At 66.5% G+C, this 18,705-nt stretch carries 21 protein-coding genes; 7 read left to right on the top strand and 14 right to left on the bottom strand.

Going from position 1 to position 18,705, the window contains the following annotated elements; all coding sequences use genetic code 11:
• Window positions 1-40: 40 nt before the first annotated feature.
• The 5 genes from L5G28_RS05180 to L5G28_RS05160 all read right to left on the bottom strand — a co-directional run bounded on the left by L5G28_RS05180 (window position 41) and on the right by L5G28_RS05160 (window position 4,125).
• A complete protein-coding gene (locus L5G28_RS05180) occupies window positions 41-1,186 on the bottom strand; it encodes an LmeA family phospholipid-binding protein (protein ID WP_237000604.1) in 1,146 nt (381 codons plus the stop codon).
• Window positions 1,183-2,004 carry a carbon-nitrogen hydrolase family protein gene (locus L5G28_RS05175; protein WP_237000603.1) on the bottom strand — a complete coding sequence of 274 codons (822 nt, stop codon included), beginning with the start codon at window positions 2,002-2,004 and terminating at the stop codon, window positions 1,183-1,185. The genes L5G28_RS05180 and L5G28_RS05175 overlap by 4 nt, the downstream gene beginning before the upstream one ends.
• 166 nt (window positions 2,005-2,170) lie before the next feature.
• A complete protein-coding gene (locus L5G28_RS05170) occupies window positions 2,171-3,022 on the bottom strand; it encodes a hypothetical protein (protein ID WP_237000602.1) in 852 nt (283 codons plus the stop codon).
• 79 nt (window positions 3,023-3,101) lie between these two features.
• The gene (locus L5G28_RS05165; protein ID WP_237000601.1) at window positions 3,102-3,614 is read right to left on the bottom strand and encodes a DUF2505 domain-containing protein; all 513 of its coding nucleotides are present in this window, start codon (window positions 3,612-3,614) and stop codon (window positions 3,102-3,104) included.
• A gap of 22 nt (window positions 3,615-3,636) precedes the next feature.
• Window positions 3,637-4,125, bottom strand: coding sequence for a DUF2505 domain-containing protein (locus tag L5G28_RS05160; protein ID WP_236997799.1), 489 nt, complete (start codon window positions 4,123-4,125; stop codon window positions 3,637-3,639).
• 24 nt (window positions 4,126-4,149) lie between these two features.
• Here L5G28_RS05160 and L5G28_RS05155 point away from each other — a divergent pair, with 24 nt between their 5' ends.
• Window positions 4,150-5,211 (top strand): UDP-N-acetylmuramate dehydrogenase, encoded by a 1,062-nt coding sequence (locus L5G28_RS05155; protein ID WP_237000600.1) that lies wholly within the window; start codon window positions 4,150-4,152, stop codon window positions 5,209-5,211.
• Here the strand turns inward: L5G28_RS05155 and L5G28_RS05150 are convergent.
• From L5G28_RS05150 to L5G28_RS05130, 5 genes are all read right to left on the bottom strand, one after another.
• On the bottom strand, window positions 5,189-6,268 hold the full coding sequence (locus L5G28_RS05150; RefSeq protein WP_237000599.1) for an alpha/beta fold hydrolase: 1,080 nt from the start codon (window positions 6,266-6,268) through the stop codon (window positions 5,189-5,191). The two genes, L5G28_RS05155 and L5G28_RS05150, sit on opposite strands and share 23 nt — an antisense overlap.
• Window positions 6,269-6,280: 12 nt before the next feature.
• Window positions 6,281-7,030: a MerR family transcriptional regulator gene (locus tag L5G28_RS05145; RefSeq protein ID WP_237000598.1), complete on the bottom strand. Its 750-nt coding sequence runs from the start codon at window positions 7,028-7,030 to the stop codon at window positions 6,281-6,283.
• Between the two features lie 49 nt (window positions 7,031-7,079).
• A complete protein-coding gene (locus L5G28_RS05140) occupies window positions 7,080-7,406 on the bottom strand; it encodes a DUF2516 family protein (RefSeq protein ID WP_236997803.1) in 327 nt (108 codons plus the stop codon).
• A complete protein-coding gene (locus tag L5G28_RS05135) occupies window positions 7,403-7,873 on the bottom strand; it encodes a helix-turn-helix domain-containing protein (RefSeq protein ID WP_237001257.1) in 471 nt (156 codons plus the stop codon). The genes L5G28_RS05140 and L5G28_RS05135 overlap by 4 nt, the downstream gene beginning before the upstream one ends.
• 96 nt (window positions 7,874-7,969) lie before the next feature.
• A complete protein-coding gene (locus tag L5G28_RS05130) occupies window positions 7,970-9,187 on the bottom strand; it encodes a DUF445 domain-containing protein (RefSeq protein ID WP_237001256.1) in 1,218 nt (405 codons plus the stop codon).
• 139 nt (window positions 9,188-9,326) lie between these two features.
• Here L5G28_RS05130 and L5G28_RS05125 point away from each other — a divergent pair, with 139 nt between their 5' ends.
• Both L5G28_RS05125 and L5G28_RS05120 read left to right on the top strand, forming a co-directional pair.
• Window positions 9,327-10,100: a TetR/AcrR family transcriptional regulator gene (locus L5G28_RS05125; RefSeq protein WP_237000597.1), complete on the top strand. Its 774-nt coding sequence runs from the start codon at window positions 9,327-9,329 to the stop codon at window positions 10,098-10,100.
• A complete protein-coding gene (locus L5G28_RS05120) occupies window positions 10,097-10,948 on the top strand; it encodes a PPK2 family polyphosphate kinase (protein WP_237000596.1) in 852 nt (283 codons plus the stop codon). The genes L5G28_RS05125 and L5G28_RS05120 overlap by 4 nt, the downstream gene beginning before the upstream one ends.
• Before the next feature lie 70 nt (window positions 10,949-11,018).
• On the opposite strand, the gene L5G28_RS05115 is transcribed toward L5G28_RS05120, so the two are convergent.
• The 4 genes from L5G28_RS05115 to L5G28_RS05100 form a co-directional block, all read right to left on the bottom strand.
• Window positions 11,019-11,642, bottom strand: a complete 624-nt coding sequence (locus L5G28_RS05115) for a heparin-binding hemagglutinin (protein ID WP_237000595.1) — start codon at window positions 11,640-11,642, stop codon at window positions 11,019-11,021.
• 221 nt (window positions 11,643-11,863) lie between these two features.
• Entirely contained in the window at window positions 11,864-12,748 is an 885-nt protein-coding gene (locus L5G28_RS05110; RefSeq protein ID WP_237000594.1) for a 3-hydroxybutyryl-CoA dehydrogenase, read from the bottom strand.
• Between the two features lie 124 nt (window positions 12,749-12,872).
• Window positions 12,873-14,165: an isocitrate lyase gene (gene aceA, locus L5G28_RS05105; RefSeq protein WP_236997822.1), complete on the bottom strand. Its 1,293-nt coding sequence runs from the start codon at window positions 14,163-14,165 to the stop codon at window positions 12,873-12,875.
• Between the two features lie 414 nt (window positions 14,166-14,579).
• Window positions 14,580-15,320: a hypothetical protein gene (locus L5G28_RS05100; RefSeq protein WP_237000593.1), complete on the bottom strand. Its 741-nt coding sequence runs from the start codon at window positions 15,318-15,320 to the stop codon at window positions 14,580-14,582.
• Window positions 15,321-15,537: 217 nt separating this feature from the next.
• Between L5G28_RS05100 and ramB the strand changes: the two genes are divergently transcribed.
• The 4 genes from ramB to L5G28_RS05080 all read left to right on the top strand — a co-directional run bounded on the left by ramB (window position 15,538) and on the right by L5G28_RS05080 (window position 18,702).
• Window positions 15,538-16,962 (top strand): acetate metabolism transcriptional regulator RamB, encoded by a 1,425-nt coding sequence (gene ramB, locus L5G28_RS05095; RefSeq protein WP_237000592.1) that lies wholly within the window; start codon window positions 15,538-15,540, stop codon window positions 16,960-16,962.
• A 131-nt stretch (window positions 16,963-17,093) separates the two neighbouring features.
• On the top strand, window positions 17,094-17,639 hold the full coding sequence (locus L5G28_RS05090) for a carboxymuconolactone decarboxylase family protein (protein WP_237000591.1): 546 nt from the start codon (window positions 17,094-17,096) through the stop codon (window positions 17,637-17,639).
• The gene (locus L5G28_RS05085; RefSeq protein WP_237000590.1) at window positions 17,636-18,286 is read left to right on the top strand and encodes a class I SAM-dependent methyltransferase; all 651 of its coding nucleotides are present in this window, start codon (window positions 17,636-17,638) and stop codon (window positions 18,284-18,286) included. The genes L5G28_RS05090 and L5G28_RS05085 overlap by 4 nt, the downstream gene beginning before the upstream one ends.
• The gene (locus tag L5G28_RS05080) at window positions 18,283-18,702 is read left to right on the top strand and encodes a cupin domain-containing protein (protein ID WP_237000589.1); all 420 of its coding nucleotides are present in this window, start codon (window positions 18,283-18,285) and stop codon (window positions 18,700-18,702) included. Before L5G28_RS05085 ends, L5G28_RS05080 begins: the two co-directional genes overlap by 4 nt.
• Window positions 18,703-18,705 lie beyond the last annotated feature (3 nt).

Here is an 18,705-nt window from a genome sequence, read left to right as displayed (position 1 = left end):
AGAACTAGTTGTGTCGGGGAGGTAGAACTAGTCCGCGAAATCAGATCGAGCAGCCGCCCGACGACTCGCCCGACGTGTCCGGGCTCTCGGCGGCTTCTTTCATGTTCACGTCGTCGCCCGCGAAGCTGAAGTTGATCCCGGTCTTGGTGACCGTGAACTCGTCGACCTTGATCTGTTTGAACAGCGGACCGAACATCGAGTCAGTCACCTGGTCGACGATCGGCTGAGCGAAGTCGGACGGCAGACCGAACATCAGTGCGGTCGCATCGGTCACCTGGAAGTCGACGGCTCCGTTGGTCAGCTTCGGCTTCAGGGTGACGGTCGCGGGCACCGAGATGATCGCGATCGGCACCTCGGTGCTGATCTTGATGGTCCCAGCCTTGTCGTCTGCGGTGATGTCGGTGATCTTGGCGCCGCCCTGGGTGCCCGAGTCGTTGCTCAGCTCGGTGATCCGTTTGTACGGCAGGTACCCGGTGCCGTCGAGGTGGTCCACCGTGCCGCCGTCGGTGCTGATGCCTTCGGCTCGCGCGTGCAGGCGCATATCGGTGGGTTCGCCGTCGCTGGTGTCGACCTGCACCCACGGCACACTGCTTCCGAACACGGACAGCAGCATCGGCTTACGGGAGACGGACACGTCCGTCGATGCCCCGGTGAGGTCGCCGAACGCGTTCTCGATGCAGCCGGTCACTTTGTTGCGCATGTACAGCTCGGTGCCGACTCCGGCGATCACGAGGAGCAGGACGACGGCCACCGCGACGAGACCGTACGTGCGGCGACGACCGTGCTTGCCTCCTGCGGGCGCCGAGCGGGTCACCGGCGCGTCGGGCGACGACATCGGCAGCGACGGGTCGGTCCCGATCGGCCCGAACTCACCGGTCCCGGGCGTCTCCATCTGCTTCGTGGACGGATTCGTCTGCGAATACGCGTGCGTCGCCGGGTCCGGCCGGGCGTGCGCGGGCGGACGAGGCTGGATACGGTTCTGGTCGATCGGGCCGGTCACCACTTCGCCGGTCGGCGAGTCCTCGGGAGTCGGCGGAGTTGTCGGGCTGTCCGGGGTCGCCGAAGTGTCCGGGGTCGTTGAAGTGTCCGGGGTCTGGACGCCTTCCGGCGTCGGAGTAGCCGAGGCCGGAGGAGTCTCCGGGGTCTCTGGATTCTCGACCGGTTCGTTCTTGTCCTCGTCCGTCATTTCGCATCGGTCCCATCCAGGCGGGGAATGTCCCGGCGGTTGGCGAGCGTCGCCAGCGCCGCACGCGCCTTGTCGGTCCGGGACAGGTCGAGATCGTGTAGCTCCACCCGCTCGCCGGAATCATAGTCGGCGATCACGCTACCGAACGGATCTGAGATTCGGCTATGACCGATGCCGGTGGGGGCCGCGGAATCTCGCGCCGCGGCGTCCTCCGGCAACGCCTGTCCCACGGCTGCGACGAATGCTGTCGCGTCCAGTGCACGGGCCGACGCCAGCAGTTCCCACTGGGCGATCTTGCCTGGGCCCGACCCCCACGACGCTGGGACGACGATGAGATCGGCGCCGCGGCGTGCGAGTTCGGTGAACAGTTCGGGGAAGCGGATGTCATAGCATGTGGCCACCCCGACCCGGTGGTCGCCGAGGTCGAAAACGAGCGGCTCGTCACCCGGCGCGATGGTCGCGGATTCTTCGAAGCCGAAGGCATCGAACAAATGAATCTTGTCGTAGGCGAGCCGAGGGAGTCCGGGGCGGGCGACCACCAGCGTGTTACGGGTCCGACCGTCGTCGGACGGCGTGAACATGCCTGCGACGACGGCGACGCCCGTCTCATCGGCGACATCGGACACCGCAGAGGCCCATGGGCCGTCCAACGGCTGCGCGACAGGGTGCAGCGACACCCCGAATCGGCACATCGCAGCCTCGGGGAACACGATCAGGTCAGCGCCCGCGGCGGCTGCCTGCCGCGTCTCATCGAGAACTCTGGCCAGATTCTCAGCTGGATCGGTGCCTGTCGAGATCTGGGCCATCGCGAGGCGCACGCGGGGTCCTCCTGAAATGTCGTCGATCCGGGGCGAGTATGGATGTCAACGCTAGTCGGCCGTCACCGGCGACTGCCAGGGGATCGATGAAATGCAGGACGCGCGCCCAGCGGAGAGGGCCTGGCTGAGGAGGCGATCGGAGCCTACTGCCGGTATCGGGTGGATCCTACTGCTGGTATCGAGTGGAGCCTTCGGGGCCTCGCGTCGAACTGATGAGCTTCGCGAAGCAGTGGTCTTTGTCGAGGGACTGGCTCGCACACCACGACAACGCCTGCTCCGGGTTCGCGAACGGCTGCACCGACACGATGATCCACCAGTCGGGGCTGGAGAACACCGGCCAGTCCGAGGACCGCAGGAGTTTCACGTTCGGATAGCGGGCCTTCATGCCCTCGTACTCGGCGAGGATCGACTGGTTGTCCCAGGTCTGGCCCTCTGCGACGACGCCAGGCCATTTCGCACTCACCTGGGCGACCCACCGATCGTCGTAGTGGGCGCGGACGTCGGCGGTGTCTGTCTGCGACACCGAGGACAGTTCCGTTCGCGCGTCGCCCTCCGGATCGGTGACGACCGTCGACGTCGTCGGAGTGTCCGTGGCAGGCACCGAGACGGTCACCTGGTCGGCGGAGGGGGCGTCCGCCTGATCGTCCTTGCCAGCCACCTTCGCCCAGATGACGACGGCGGCGACGACCAGCGCGAGCACGCACGCGATCGCCAGTCCGATCGCGATGCCACGCGCGACATTCGAGTCACGGGGCGGACCGGGCTGGCCACCGTTCGGGTACTGGCTACCGTACGGATACTGGCCGCTGGGATATTGGCCGCTGGGATATTGGCCGCCGGGATACTGGCCACCGGGGTACTGGCCCGATACGTACTGGCCGGTCGGCGGATAGTTCCCCGCAAGGTACTGCTGCCCCGGCACCTCTGGGAGGGTGCCGCCGTGCATCGTTTCGGCGTAGTGGTCTACGCGCCCGCCGACATCATCCTGCGGCGACTCCCCGTGCCCCGGCCTCGACATGCGCTCATCCTAGCCGCGTCCGACGGCCAGGACGTGTCCGAGTCGCCGGATCAATCCGATCAGGCGACGACCGACGTGATCACGCCAGGTTCTTGGTCACCCAATCGGCGGTGAACTCGGCTTCGCCGCGGAAGAGGTCAACGAGATTCACCAGCATGAGCTGTTCGAGTTTGCCGTTCACGAACGGCAGATAGACCTTGACCTCGGTCGTCTTGCGCACCGTGCACCCGGTCTCCGTGTCGAACAGTTCCTGCTCGCCGGTCAACGATCCGGGACCGGCCGGGATCGAAGCGGTGTAGGAGCCGGGAGTGCCGGTGGCGTCGAACGCGTCGAGCGATTCGACGCGGGTAATGACCATGTCTTTCATCATCACGGTCTGCGCGATCGGCGGCAGCATGTCCCGGGTCAGGGTCTGCTTGAGGACCACTCGCATGCCGCCCGCACCGGTCTCGAACTCCTCCACGTTGGAGATCGGGGTCAGCTCCCGGAACCCCTCCATGAGGTCGTCCCAGTACTGCCGCTGCATCTGCGCCTGGTAAAGCTTTTCCGCCGGGTGCTCGTAGCGGGCGGAATAACTGAGCCGTCGTGCCATGACGCCCAGAGTAACCGGCTGGTTAACTCTGACGAAAATCGACGGTGGCGTCGTGTTCGGCGTCCAGGAGGTGCACGACCTGCTCGATCACCGCTTTCTCGATGCGGCCGCCGACGAACGGGACCGACACGTCGACGACCCCCGTGTACTGGGCAGTTGCCGGATCGCCGGTGATCACGATGTCACCGGAGATCGTGGCAGGCGCGCCCGTCACCGACGCCTCCATGCGCCCGATGATGGTGTCGCCGGAGAGTCGGAAGACACACGTGCGTGGGATCTCCAGATCGCCGGGCCGGACCGCGGTGACCGCTTTCGGCAGGTTCGACTCATCGACGCCCTGCTTGGTCACGACGGTCGCCTCGTCGCCGTCGAGCGTGAACGACTCGAGCGATCCGTGATCGGAGTTCGTCGCGGCCAACAGGTCACGCCAGTACTGCTCGGTCGTGATCAGCGCCCAATAGTCCTTGGTGGAGAACGGGTAGGTGACCGAGTGCTCGAAGTTGCTCGACATGGGTGAGAGGTTACCGTTACCGGCATGAGTCACGTACAGCCGCTGTCTGCGTTCACCACGCTGCGTCTCGGGGGCCCCGCCGACGCCGTTGTCGAATGCACCCGGACGGCCGCGCTGATCGACACGGTCACGTCACTCGACCGCGCCGGGACCCCGGTGCTGCTCATCGGTGGCGGGTCGAATCTGGTGATCGGCGACGACGGTTTCGCCGGAACGGCGGTCGTCGTCGCGACCGAGGGCATCGAGTTCGGCTCCGACGACGCGGGCCCATATGTCACAGCGCAAGCGGGCACCGACTGGGACACGCTCGTCGCCGCGACCATCGACGCCGGGTTCGGCGGTCTCGAATGCCTGTCGGGCATCCCGGGCGCCGCCGGGACCACCCCGGTGCAGAACGTCGGAGCGTACGGCGTGGAGATCAGCGACCTGTTGCGGGAGGTACGACTGCTCGACCGGGCGACCGGCGACGTCCGGTGGGTGCGACCCGAGGAGCTCGCGCTGGCGTACCGAACGTCCAATCTGAAGGGCCGCGACGACCATGTCGTGCTCGCCGTGAGTCTTCGCCTCAACGTGGACGGCGTCTCTGCGCCGATCGCCTACCGCGAGTTGGCGCGTCGGATCGGCGTCCAGGAAGGGGCGACGACATCCGCGTCGCAGGTCCGGGCGATGGTCCTCGAACTACGACGCGGTAAGGGCATGGTGCTCGACCCCGACGATCACGACACGTGGAGCGCCGGTTCGTTCTTCACCAACCCGATCGTCGCCGACGACGCGATCGACCGCGTCCTCGAACGCATCGCAGCCGCGGTCGGCGACGCGCCGATCCCGCGTTTCCCTGCCGACGGCGGGTCGAAGCTCTCCGCGGGCTGGCTCATCGAACGAGCCGGATTCACGCGCGGCTACCCAAACGAGGACGCCGCGGCACGACTGTCGACCAAGCACACGTTGGCGTTGACGAACCGGGGCGCGGCGACCACCGCCGATCTGCTGGCACTCGCGGCGACCGTCCGGGACGGTGTGCTCGAACGCTTCGGCGTCGACCTGCATCCCGAGCCGGTGTTCGTCAACTGCTCTTTGCCTCGCTGACGTCGTCGAGGATGGCGTCGAGCAGGCGGTTGTAGGGGCCGGAACGCTCGATCGGCACCATGTGTCCGGCGCCCGGATACTCGGTGAGCGAATGGAGCACACCGTTCGCGCGCAGCACACCCGCCAACTCCTCGGCGTGCACCGGGCTGGTCAATCGGTCCTGAGTGCCGACGACGACGGCCGTCGGCACGGTGATCTTGCCGAGCCCCGGGCGCACGTCCAGGTCGTACATGGCCGCACCCCACGCGGCGCGCGCCGTCGGTGAGCACGCCGCGATCTGTTCATCGCTGAAGTCGACGTGCGCCTGGCGGGCCACCGGGCCGAGTGCGATGTAGTGCGTGAGCCGTTCACTCACCGGATTCGTGGGCAACGGCAGCGCCGTCGACACGAACGCGCGCTCGACGTACGGCTCCAGCGGGCGGACGATCGCGGGGAGATCCTCGGGGATCAGCAGTTGTCGCTGGACGACGGTGAACGCCCCGGTCGACGTGAGCACGATCGCCGACACCTTCTCCTCCATGCCCGCTCCGAACTGCGCGGCCCACGACATGATCGACATGCCGCCCATGCTGTGTCCGACGAGGACGGCGCGTTTGCCGTCGGGAATCACTTCTTCGAGGACGGCCTGGAGGTCCTGGCCGAGGACGTCGGGGGTCAGCCTGGTCTTGCCGAGTTCGGAGAGCCCGTGTCCGCGCTGGTCGTAGGCGACCGTCGCGTGACGGTCTCCGAAGTGCTGCATCTGGGCGTTCCAGAAGCCGGTGTTGCAGGTCCACCCGTGAACGAAGACGAGGATCTCGTCACTGCTGTCGACGTCACCGGAGGTGACGACATGCAGCAGTGTTCCGTCGGAGGCTGCGACGACTGACGACTTGGTGTGCGGCGGTGCCTGGAGCATGGGGTCCGGCCCGTCCTGCACCGGCCTCGGGTAGCGGTACGCCTCACGTAGCAGGGAGCCTGCGATGACGGCCAGCCCGACACCGCCGGTCCCTGCACCGACGGCTCCTGCGATTGCCAGCGCTCGCGCTCCCCACCGCCATCCGCGTCGTGAGTCAGCCATGTCTTCCCCTATCTAGTCCGTCGCGTCGTCCGAGTTCGGATCGCGCGGGTTCTCGAAGTATTCACCGGCTTGGCCGACGGCCCGCGAGATCTCGTCGTCGAGAGCTTTGCTGAACGCCGACTCGACGATCTCGTGGGCCATCGGCCGCACCGTCTGGATCAGTTCGGCGATGCGGGTGAACGTCTGGTCCCCCAGGCCCGGGAGGTTCTCGTCGAAGTACTTGTCCGTGATGAGCGAGACGAAGCTGTGCGCGACGTCTTCGAGATCCTGTTCGACGCGTACCCACATGTCGAGCAGCACATCGATGTCGACGCCCGCTTTGACGAGCGCTTCCGCACCCGCGAGGACTTCCGGGTTCCGCACCGCGTAATGCGCGCCGTCCTTAGCCAGAAGGCCAAGCTTCTGGCTGACTGCGATCGACCGGTCGGACGCCCCGAGCGACCGGCGAAGCTCGGTGATCGTGATCGTGGCGGCACGCTTGATGTTCTTGAACCGGCTGTTCTTCGGCGACTCGCGAAGTACGTGTTCGACCTTCATCCCGTAGTGGGCGGCGTGCAGGAGTTCGCTGATGGTGGCGAACGTGTAGCCGCGCTCGAGCATGCGGGAGATCAGGTTGAGTCGGACGAGGTGCTCCTCGGAGTACCAGCCGGTGCGCCCGCGGATCGCGGGCGCGGGCAGCAGTCCGCGGTCCTGATAGACGCGGATGTTGCGGACGCTGACGCCCGAGACGTTAGCGAGTTCGTTGATGCGGTACTCGGTCACTGCCCAGCCTGTCGATCCGACCCGTCGATGCTGTGCGTCGCAGAATCGCTCATCCGAGTTTCCGGAACCAGCTGCGGTTCAGGATCTCGTCGACCCGCACCCGGACGTCGACGATGTAGATCATCGTGGCGATGACACCGACGAGGAACAGGATGAGAACCGACATCCCGCCGACGACGAACAACCAGATGAGGAGGTTGGCGACGGCCAGGATCGCGACCCAGAAGGTCTTCGACTGCGCGTCCACGGCAGTGTAGGCGTCCGGCCGCGTGATCAGCGCGTGCACGAACGCGGCGAGCGACGAGAGCCCGGCGATCACACCCACCACGAGGAGGATGTACATCCGGGCGTCGAGAACCACGCTTTGAACGGTCACTCCGCCACCTTACCCACGCGCGTTGTCAGGGTCGCTGAACGATCCTCGGGGACACGTTTGGCTCCGGAGTTCTCGCCGACCTGCCCGTTCTCGCGACGGAACGAATCGTAGATCTCGAGGAGCATCTGCTTCTGCCGTTCGCTGATCGACTCATCGACGAGAAGCGCGTCGCGGACCGGGCTGGCCGGCCGTTCTTCGAGGATCCCGGCACGCACGTAGAGGACTTCGGCCGAGACGCGCAGCCCCTTCGCGATCTGGGCGAGGACGTCTGCCGACGGTTTGCGGAGTCCGCGCTCGATCTGCGAGAGGTACGGGTTGCTGACCCCCGCCCGCTCGGCGAGTTGGCGCAGCGAGACCTGCGCCGACAGCCGCTGCGCACGGATGAATCCGCCGATGTCCTGGGCCGCGGCGGCGACCGCGTCGGCCGGGCCGGTGTCGCCGCCCGGCTCGTCGCCGGACTGCTGCATGGAGCTGCTCACGTCAGATATACCTTCTCTACTCGCCCGTACCCAGTGTGCCGACACTGTGCTAGCAGATGCAAGCACTTGGGGCGGTGGGGCTGGTCACCCGAACACGAGGACGGAGACGGAGTAGATGGCGAGCCCGGCGAGCGAGCCGACGACGGTGCCGTTGATCCGGATGAACTGGAGGTCCCGCCCCACTTGCAGTTCGATCTTGCGGCTGGTCTCTTCGGCGTCCCACCCGCGGACGGTGTCGGTGATGACGGAGATGATCTCCGTCGAGTAGTTGTCGGCGATGTGCTTGGCGGTCCGCGCGACCCAGGTGTTCATCTTGTCCTGGAGTGGTCGGTCGTGGCTGATCCGCACGCCGAGTCGGACGACCGCGTCGGAGATCGATGTGCGGAGGGTCGACGACGGGTCGTCGAGCATCTGCTCGATGACGTCCTTGCCCGCCTGCCAGGCGGTGGACGCCGCGCCGGTCACCTCGTCGCGGCCGAGGAGTTCACCCTTGATCTCTTCGAACTTGGCGATGGTCGCCTCGTCGTGCTGCAACTCGTCCGCGAAGTCTCTGACGAAGTCGTGCATGGCACGTCGCAGGTCGTGGTCGGGTTCGGCGCGCACCTTGTACGTGAACTCGGTGAGCTCGCGGTAGATCTTGTCGCCGACGAGATTGTTGACGAACGACGGCACCCAGGCGGGGCCATCACGGTCGACGACCCGGTCGATGAGCCCTTGACTGTCCAGCGCCCACTCGTGGGCACGGTCGCACAGCATCTGGATGATCGGTTCGACCCGGTTCTCGTCGACGAGCTGCTCGAGGACCCGGCCGAGAGGTGGTGCCCACAGCGGTTCGGCTGCCCACTTCAGGATTGCCTGGATGAACTTCTCGACGTCTTCGTCGCGCAGCATCTCCGAGCCGAGCCGGATGGCGCGCGACACCTCGTCGTTGACGCGGGGCCCGTTGGCGGGGTCGGCGAGCCATCCGGACACCCGTCCGGGCATGTCGAGCCCGACAGCGCGTTCGACGACGACTTCGGGAGTCATGAAGTTCTCTTCGATGAACTCGCCGAGTTGTTCGCCGATCTGATCCTTCTTCCGCGGGATGAGCGCGGTGTGCGGGATCGGGATGCCGAGCGGCTGGCGGAACAACGCAGTCACCGCGAACCAGTCGGCGAGCGCTCCGACCATGCCCGCTTCGGCGGCCGCGCGCACGAATCCGACCCAGGCCGCCGTGTCGGAACCGTCGCGGTGCTCGATCCAGCGCATCACGAAGTAGATCACCGCAGCGCCCACGAGCAAGCCCGTGGCGACGATCTTCATCTTGCGAAGGTCACGCGCCCGCTGCTCGTCGCCTGCGGCCCCGAGCACGGTCGGAGTCGATTTCGGCGCGGACGGCTGGGACCGGAAGGTTGTCGACACGTACACAGTGTTCCCGAACACCTACTACTGTTGCTAGGTGATGCCTACCCTGAACCCGTTGTCGACCGCTTCGGTCGCTGTGAACGCCGCACGCACGCTGACTCGTGAACTCGAGCAGCGGATCCTCACACCCGCGGTGGAAGCGGTCGCCGGAGACGGACGCAAGCAGCGGTGGGAACACCACAAGCAGGCTCGGCGCACCGAACTGACCGAAGGCACGGTCGAGGCGATTCGAGCGCTCGGACCGAATGCCGGAATGGACGAGATCGCGGCGCACGTCGGGGTGTCCAAGACAGTGCTCTACCGGTACTTCACGGACAAGAACGACTTGGCCGCAGCGGTCACGGTCACGTACATGGAGTCGACGCTGCTGCCGTTGCTCACCGACGTGCTGACCGACGATCTCGCCGATTACGACCTGGTGCGGACCGTCATCGGCGTGTATGTCGACACGGTCTCGGCGGACCCGAACGTGTACGTGTTCACGACCGGACGGTCGGCCGGCAGCAATTCGGCCGCGTACACGGAACGGATCTTCACCGGCGCCGTACGGTCGACGATCGAGCAGCGTCTCGGGGTGCGCGGTGCGCAGATCGACGGCGCGAAGACGTGGGCGACGGCCATCGTCGGCGCGATCATCCGCGCCGTCGACGGGTGGCTCGTGACGCGCGATCAGCCGACGACACAACTCGTGGACGAGTTGACGATGCTGGTGTGGAGCGCGCTGGTCGGCATCGTCGCCCGCAACGGTGATCCGGTGGCATTCGCGGCGGACCCGTTGCCGATGCCACCGCTTCCGGGCGACACTCCGTGACCGACTGGTCGTCGAGTCCGCGAGTGACGCTGCGTGCCCGGTCGGTCGGCGGATTCGCAGAGGTCGATCCGGCGGCGACGCCCGGATACGACGGCGACAAGAAGTCGGGCGCGGCCGACCTGGCTGCTGTCGGCCAGAAGCTGTCGACGCTGCAGGAAATGCTGTTCGCCGAAGCGCGCAGCGGCGGAGACCGCTCGGTGCTGCTGGTCTTGCAGGGGATGGACACCGCGGGCAAGGGCGGCATCGTGCGTCATGTCGGCGGTCTGGTGGATCCGCAGGGGTTGGCCGTGACCGGGTTCGGCAGGCCGACACGAACGGAAGCGGCGCACGACTTCCTGTGGCGCATTCGTAAAGCGCTGCCCGCGCCGGGCCGCATCGGCGTCTTCGATCGCTCGCATTACGAAGACGTGCTTCCGGTGCGGGTCCACTCGTTGGTGCCGGAGTCGGTGTGGCGTCCACGATTCGACGACATCAACGCGTTCGAGGCCGAGTTGGCGGCGTCGGGCACCTCGATCATCAAGTGCGCGCTCGTCGTCTCGAAGGACGAACAGAAGGCACGGCTGTCCGAGCGACTCAAACGGCCGGACAAGTTCTGGAAGTACGACCCGAGTGATCTCACCGAGCGCGCCTACTGGGACGAATACCTCCAGGCCTACCAGGAGATCTTCGATCGGACCGACACCGACGCCGCGCCGTGGCACGTGATCCCGGCCGATCGGAAATGGTTCTCCCGCCTCGCCGTGGCCCAGATCCTGTTGGAGACCCTCGAGTCTCTCGACCTGTCCTGGCCACCGGCGAACTTCGACGTCGATGTCGAGAAGGCTCGGTTAGCCGCGCTCGACGACTGACGGCGAGACGTCGGCCGAACGCCGATCGGCGGGGAGCGCTTTCGCGATCCCCGCCGACGACGGTTCGAAACTACTTCTTGGCAGCAGGCTTGCGAGCCGGCGCCTTCTTCGCAGCCGGGCGAGCCTTGGCTTCGACGGTTCCGGCGGCGCCTGCGACCTTCTGCGCGGCGGTTACGCTGTCGGTCTTCACCTTGGTCGAGGCCTTCTCGACTCGCTCGGCGACGGCTTCGGCCTTGTCGGAGGCGTCGGCGAGGTCGATGGCGGCGTCTTCGACCTGGTCGGCTGCGCGGCCGACGAGGCCTGCGGCGCGCTCGCCGACGGCGCGGGTCTGCGAGGAGACTGCGCCGAGCGCATCTTCGGTGAGGTCCACGGCGTCGTTGTAGGCCTTCTCGACGCGGGTCAGATTCTCAGCGACGGCGGTGTTCTCACGGAGACGGGCGACGGTGGTCTCGCCGCGCTCGGCGAACGAGTTGTAGAGGCCGGTCGCGGTCTCGATGTACGGGTCGGCGAGCTTGCGGAGTTCCTCGGCGGTGAGCCTGCCGCGCAGCTCCTCGAGGGTGGGGACGTCCTCGGGCAGGCCGCTGATGCGGGTGCGCAGCTCGGCGACGGCGTCCTTGACTTCCTGGACTGCGGCATCGCCCGCGCCGACGACGGCGAAGAGCGGGGTGGGGAGGGTGCGTTCGACGGTGCTCATGGGAGCCTCCTGTTCACAGGTCTTTATCTGACACCCTGAGTATCGTCCAGGCCGCTAGCAACTGCAAGCACTTTGCTAGCTATCGTGGCTGAAGTCACGATTGGCAATCACGAATCAGCAACCCCGAAACCTCGTGGACCTGCGGAATCAATCTCTCGGAAACGATCGGTCGATCAGGTTCCGGGTTGAGATCAGTGCTAGCAAGACCCTCGCAGAGAGGCTCACATGTCGGCCGTGACCCGGTCACCGTAGCGATAGAAGCCGAGGTCGGCCTTCTTGCCGAGACGTCCCTCGTCGACCATGCGGCGCAGGAGCGGCGGCGGCGAGTACATCGGCTCGTCGAACTCGGAGCGCATGCGGTCGGCGATCGCGACGACGGTGTCGAGTCCGATGAGATCGGCGAGACGCAGCGGCCCCATCGGGTGCGCGACGCCCAGGACCATCGCGGTGTCGACGTCGTCGACGCTCGCGAATCCGCTTTCGACCATCCGCACCGCCGAGAGCAGGTACGGCACGAGAAGCGCGTTGACGACGAAACCCGACCGGTCCGACGAACAGATCACGTGCTTGCCGAGGACGTCGTGCGCGAAGTCGCGGACGCGTCGAGCGACCGCGTCGTCGGTCGCGGACGTCGTGACCAGTTCCATCAGCGCGACTTCCGGGACGGGATGGAAGAAGTGCATGCCGACCAGCCTGCGCGGTCGGGACGTCGCGGCACTCAGCGTGCCGATCGGAATCGACGACGTGTTCGAGGCGAGGATCGCCGCAGGCCCGACGACGACGTCGAGCCTGCCGAAGATGTCGACTTTCGCGGCCTCGTCTTCGACGATCGCCTCGATCACGAGCTCCCGATCGGCGAAGTCGGCGAGGTCGGTGGTGAATCGGAGACCGCTCGACATGCGATCTCGCTCCCTGGCGGTCAACGTCCCGCTGGACACCCCCTGGTCGAGGGAGTCCAGGATCCGGCTGCGGCAGGCGGCGACGAGATCACGGGCAGGCTCATGCACGAGCACGTCGCAGTGCGCGCGGGCGCACACTTCGGCGATGCCCGCGCCCATCCGTCCCGCGCCGACGATGCCGACGCGAGCGATCTTCTCGCTTGCCATGGAGAGTTCCTGACGTGCCGTGGGGAGGGGCGGATGCACACGATCCCGGGTCGAGCGGGGCAGTGCCCCACCCGACCCGGGATCGTCATGGCTTCGACCTCACTGATGAAGTCGGGCGGAGTTCCTAGTGGAACTGACCCTCTTCGGTCGAGCCCTTGAGGGCTGCAGTCGAGGTGTTCGGATCGACGGTCGTGGCGATCCGGTCGAAGTAGCCCGCGCCGACCTCACGCTGGTGCTTGGTGGCGGTGTAACCGCGCTCCTCCGCAGCGAACTCGCGCTCCTGCAGGTCGACGTATGCCGACATCTGGTTGCGGGCGTAGCCGTGAGCCAGATCGAACATGGAGTAGTTGAGGGCGTGGAAGCCGGCCAGGGTGATGAACTGGAACGTGAAGCCCATCGCGCCGAGCTCGTTCTGGAACTTGGCGATGGTGTCATCGTCCAGGTGCTGCTTCCAGTTGAACGACGGCGAGCAGTTGTAGGCCAGGAGCTGGTCCGGGAACTCGGCCTTGACCGACTCCGCGAACTTCTTGGCGAGCTCCAGGTCGGGCTTGCCGGTCTCCATCCAGATCAGGTCTGCGTACGGAGCGTAAGCCTTGGCGCGAGCGATGCAGGGCTCGATGCCGTTCTTGATGCCATAGAAGCCCTCCGCCGTGCGGGTGCCGTCCAGGAACGGCTGGTCGCGCTCATCGACGTCCGAGGTCAGCAGCGTGGCAGCCTCAGCATCGGTGCGGGCGATGACGACCGTCGGGGTGTTCGCGACGTCGGCGGCGAGACGAGCCGAGGTCAGGGTGCGGATGTGCTGCTGGGTCGGGATCAGCACCTTGCCGCCGAGGTGGCCGCACTTCTTCTCCGAAGCGAGCTGGTCCTCCCAGTGGGTGCCTGCGGCGCCCGCTGCGATCATGGCCTTCTGCAGCTCGTACACGTTGAGGGCGCCGCCGAAGCCTGCTTCGCCGTCGGCGACGATCGGGACGACCCAGTTGTCGACCGAGTTGTCGCCCTCGACCGCGGCGATCTCATCGGCACGCAGCATGGCGTTGTTGATGCGACGCACGACGCTCGGGACCGAGTTGGCCGGGTACAGCGACTGGTCCGGGTAGGTGTGACCCGAGAGGTTCGCGTCGCCTGCGACCTGCCAACCGGAGAGGTAGATGGCCTTCAGGCCTGCGCGGACCTGCTGAACAGCCATGTTGCCGGTCAGCGCGCCGAGTGCGTTGATGTAGCTGCCGTCGCCCTTGGTGACGCCGTCCCACAGGATCTCCGCGCCGCGCTTGGCGAGGGTGTTCTCCTCGACGACCGAGCCCTGGAGCTCGACGACCTGCTCTGCGGTGTACTCGCGGGTGATGCCCTTCCAGCGCGGGTTGGTGTCCCAATCCTGCTGGATCTCGGCGGCGGTACGCGGCTTTCCGACGTTGCTCATAGCCTTCGCTTTCGTTAGAACTGCGGATTCGCAGTGTCTGCTTTCGGTCTTAGCGTTCACCGGTTGCGAACCGGTTCACACTTGGAGGCGATGCCTGACACGAGGTTGCCACACAAGAAACCTCCTGGTCCAGACAGTTCCAGTGTTAAGTTGAGGCACCCTGTTGCCATATTTTGCGAATGTTGCAAATATCAGGTGGTGCACAACGCCGCCCATAGCAACAAAAAAGTACGCGCGTACTGGGAAAACATCACGACCCACTCCGACGAGGACGGCGGCAACGCCCCGCTTACTAGGACCGCGCGTCGACCACAACCTTACGCAAGTGTGACACATCTCACCTACCCGCTAGTACGGGTTCTCGGGCTGGTGCGGGTTCTAGGGCTGGCGCGGGTTCTCGGGCTGGTGCGGGTTCTAGGGCTGCGCCACCCGTTCGACAGCCGACCGCACCAGATCGGTGAACGCACCCTCGGAGATCGGGGGCTCGCCACGCGACGTTTCGGACGCGTCCTCCCCGCTCGCCCCGAGTTGCAGAGTGAAGACCTGACCGTCGGGCGAAGCCACCAGCACATTCGCCAGATACGAGCTACGTGCGCGCACCGAGCCGTCGGCGAACGTCGTCACCGAGTCCGTGCGGACGAGGTACGCCTGTTCCACCTCCTCGCCGACGGCCGGGTCACCGCGCAACGCGGGCAACTCCGTCGAGGTGTTGACGATCCGTGCTCCTGCCAGCGCTCCGGTCGTCGGAGTGGACGTCACGACCCGACACGGACCACTCGTGTCCCGGCGGTCGGCGTCAATGTTGCGACGCACCGTGCTGACCAGCTCAGTCAGGGTGCCCGGACCCGACTGGGTTCCCGGATCCGCCTGGGCGACCAGGAGCACCGTGTTCTCCTCGGTCAGCTTCGGGTTGAACGCGGCGTCCGCCGTCGGGCGGCACTGCGCAGGCACGAAACCGACCTTCTCCGCCTGTTCGAGCGTCGACCGGTTCGCCGCGATCATGTCGTCCACCTGATACGGCACCACGGCGAAGCCCTTCGGCAGTCGATCGCTCGGCACGAGGCGACCGGGGAGCGGCGTTCCGGCGTCGACCTGACCGCCGCCCCCGCACGCCGCGAGAACCGTCGCCGCGACACCGGCGACGACTGCGGCCATGATGGTGGCACCCGGACGTGACGGACGGGCACCTCCGAGGGGACACGACGCACGGGGACACGACGTACGGGAAGTTCTGCTGCGCACGCGGTCACGGTACCGCGTGGTGGCGTGGACGACAGACGGACAGACAGCCAGAGCAACCGGTCGACCGAGAGGGCCCAGAGAGATCAGGGCCCACCGAAGGACCGAGGCCCACAGAAGGAAGCATCCAGGCATGAGCGGCAACAAGATGTACGTCGGCGCCCGACTCCGCAGGCTCCGCGGCGAACGTGGGCTCTCCCAGTTGACGATGGCGTCGACGTTGGGTATCTCGGCGTCGTACCTGAATCAGATCGAGCACGACACCCGCCCGCTCACCGCCCCGGTGCTCGCGCGGATCACCGAGATCTTCGGCATCGACATCGGGTTCTTCGACCCGCAGGACGACGTGCGGCTGGTCGCCGAGTTGCGGGAGGCGCTCCTCGACGAAGACCTCGACTTCGACCCAGCAGCGAGCGACGCCAACGAGGTGTCGACGATGGTCGGCGCGCACCGGGCGATCGCCGAGGCGCTCGTCGGCATGTACAGCCGGTACCGCGTGGTCTCCGAGCAACTGGCGGCCGCGACCGCCGGTCGCGGCGACCACGGCGGGCGCGGCACCATCTCGGCGCCCCACGAGGAGGTCCGCAACTTCTTCTATCAGCGCCGCAACTACGTCCACGAACTCGACGAGGCCGCCGAGAACCTGACGTCGCGGATGCGGATGCACTCGGCGGATCTGCGCGCCGAACTGACGTCCCGGCTCGAGGACGTACACGGCGTCCGCATCGTGCGCCGCGTCGACCTCGGCGACAACGTGCTGCACCGCTTCGACCCGGATCGCCGACAGCTCGAGTTCTCGGCGGCGCTCGGCGCCGGTCAGCGCGGGTTCAAGGTGGCGGCCGAACTGGCGTACCTGGAGTTCGACGACCTGATCACCGAACTCGTCGACGACGGCGGATTCTCCAGCGACGACGCGGCAGCGCTGGCACGCCAGGGTTTGGCGAACTATTTCGCGGCGGCGGCCGTGCTGCCGTACACCCAGTTCCACGGCGCGGCCGAAGACTTCCGCTACGACATCGAACGGCTGTCGGCGTTCTACGCGGTCTCGTACGAGACGATCTGCCACCGGCTGTCGACACTGCAACGCCCGAATCTGCGCGGGGTGCCGTGGACGTTCGTCCGGGTCGACCGCGCGGGAAACATGTCCAAACGACAGTCGGCGACCGGCTTCAACTTCTCGTCCAGCGGCGGCACGTGCCCACTGTGGAACGTCTACGAGTCGTTCACTGCGCCTGGCAAGATCCTCACGCAGATCACCGAGATGCCGGACGGACGCGACTACTTCTGGGTGTCGCGGACCGTGGAACGCCGGGCCGCGCGCTACGGGCAGCCCGGTAAGACGTTCGCGATCGGCATGGGCTGCGAGCTGCGGCACGCGGACCGGGTGATCTACTCCGACGGGATCGCGATCGGCACGGAGGCGAAGGCGACACCGATCGGCGCGGGCTGCCGCGTCTGCGATCGGCGCGACTGCCCTCAGCGCGCCTTCCCGCCGCTGGGCTCGACCCTCAACATCGACGAACATCGCAGCACCGTGTCGCCGTACACGATGATATGACGTCCTGGGATATGACCACCTGGGATCTGACCACCGGGGATCTAACCACCTGGGACCTGACCGCCTGGATCTGACCGCGGGAGGTCACTCGCACGATGTCCGTTCGCCGATCCGTGGTCTACCTTCGAATCATGAGCACACCTCGCGTCGCACCCGGTACGTTAGGCGACCTCGGTCCGATCAACTGGTTGGTGGTCAAGGCCATGTCGGCCGCGACCGGAACCGACAACGCCCACATCTTCGCCACACTCGGCCGAAGCAGAGGGCTGTTCCGCGGCTGGCTGCACTTTTCCTCGCGCATGATGCCGTTCGGCGAACTGTCTCGGCGAGAGACGGAGATGATCATCATTCGTGTCGCCCACCAGCGCGGATGCGAGTACGAACTCGATCACCACCGTCGCCTCGGTGCGAAAGCCGGCATCGACGACGCGGCGTTCGCCGACGTCATCGAAGGCCCCGACGCGGGATGGGGTGACCGTGAGCGGACGCTGTTGCTCGCCGTCGACGAACTGATCGCAGATCGCGACCTGTCCGATACGACGTGGGCGGCCATCCGGCGTCATCTGACGCAACGTCAGGCGGTCGCGTTCATCCTCCTCGTCGGCCAATACGATTCGCTCGCCACGACGATCGGCGTGCTTCGCGTGCAGCGCGACGAGTTCGGACCGGGACGATGACGTCCATCGCCCAGCGGGCGATGGGGAACCGGGTCGTCTCCTTCGTCTACGAGAAGGCGTGGCGGCCGATCTTCACTCGCGGATTCAGCCTCGGCGGCTCGGGCACTGCCGACTACGACCACGCACTCCGCGCCTACCTCGCACGTCCCGGCGACCGTCGCGTCCTCGACGTCGCCTGCGGTCCCGGAAACTACAGCGACGACGCAGCGTCCGGTCTGACCGGCGACGGCCGATACGTCGGCATCGACTTCTCTCCGGCGATGCTCGACCAGGCGGTACGCGATCACCGCGCCGATCGGGTGACGTTCGTGCGGGGCGACGCCCACCACCTTCCGTTCGCCGACAACACCTTCGACACCGTCCTGTGTCTGGCCGCGCTGTATCTGATCCCCGACCCGTTGCCGGTACTCGACGAGATGGCCCGTGTGTGCGCGCCAGGCGGGGAGATCATCGTGTTCGCGTCGGCGAAGGCCTCGATCGCCGCGCTGCCGGGCGGGTCAGCGCTCGCCGGACTCGTCGGGCTCCGCCTCTTCGATCTGGACGAACTATCCGATCGGATGCGTCTGCTCGGGCTCGAACATCTCGAACAGACCGTCACCGGCGTCGGACAGTATGTTCACGCCCGCACACCGAGAGCCGCATCATGACAGAACCGCTGTTCACGTATCTGACGGGTCTGGCCGACCCGAACCGCGACGGAGAGAGCGACCGTCCGGCGATCAAACGAATCAACCGCAGCGAGTCCGAGACCATCGTCCGGCTCGCGTTCCGCGCCGGCCAGGTGATGGCCGAGCATCTCGCCGCGCACCCGATCGTGGTGCTCGGGCAGACCGGCGCGATCGACTTCACCGTCGACGGCCAGACGCTCCGTCTGGAACCGGGCACCGCGATCCGCGTCGACGCCCGCACCCTGCACTCGCTGCACGCGGTCAGCGACGGAACCGTCACCCTGGTGATCGTCCATGGAACACAAGAACGGGGAACACAAAAACGGGGAACACAGAATCGGGGGACACGAAATCGGGGGACACAAGATCGGGGCACCCAAGCTCAGGGCACATAAGAT

The organism is Gordonia liuliyuniae (assembly GCF_021739025.1).
In the GTDB taxonomy this organism is placed as follows: Bacteria; Actinomycetota; Actinomycetes; order Mycobacteriales; family Mycobacteriaceae; genus Gordonia; species Gordonia liuliyuniae.
The sequence above is the reverse complement of the archived record's forward strand: the minus strand, read 5'-3'. Positions and strand labels throughout refer to the sequence as shown.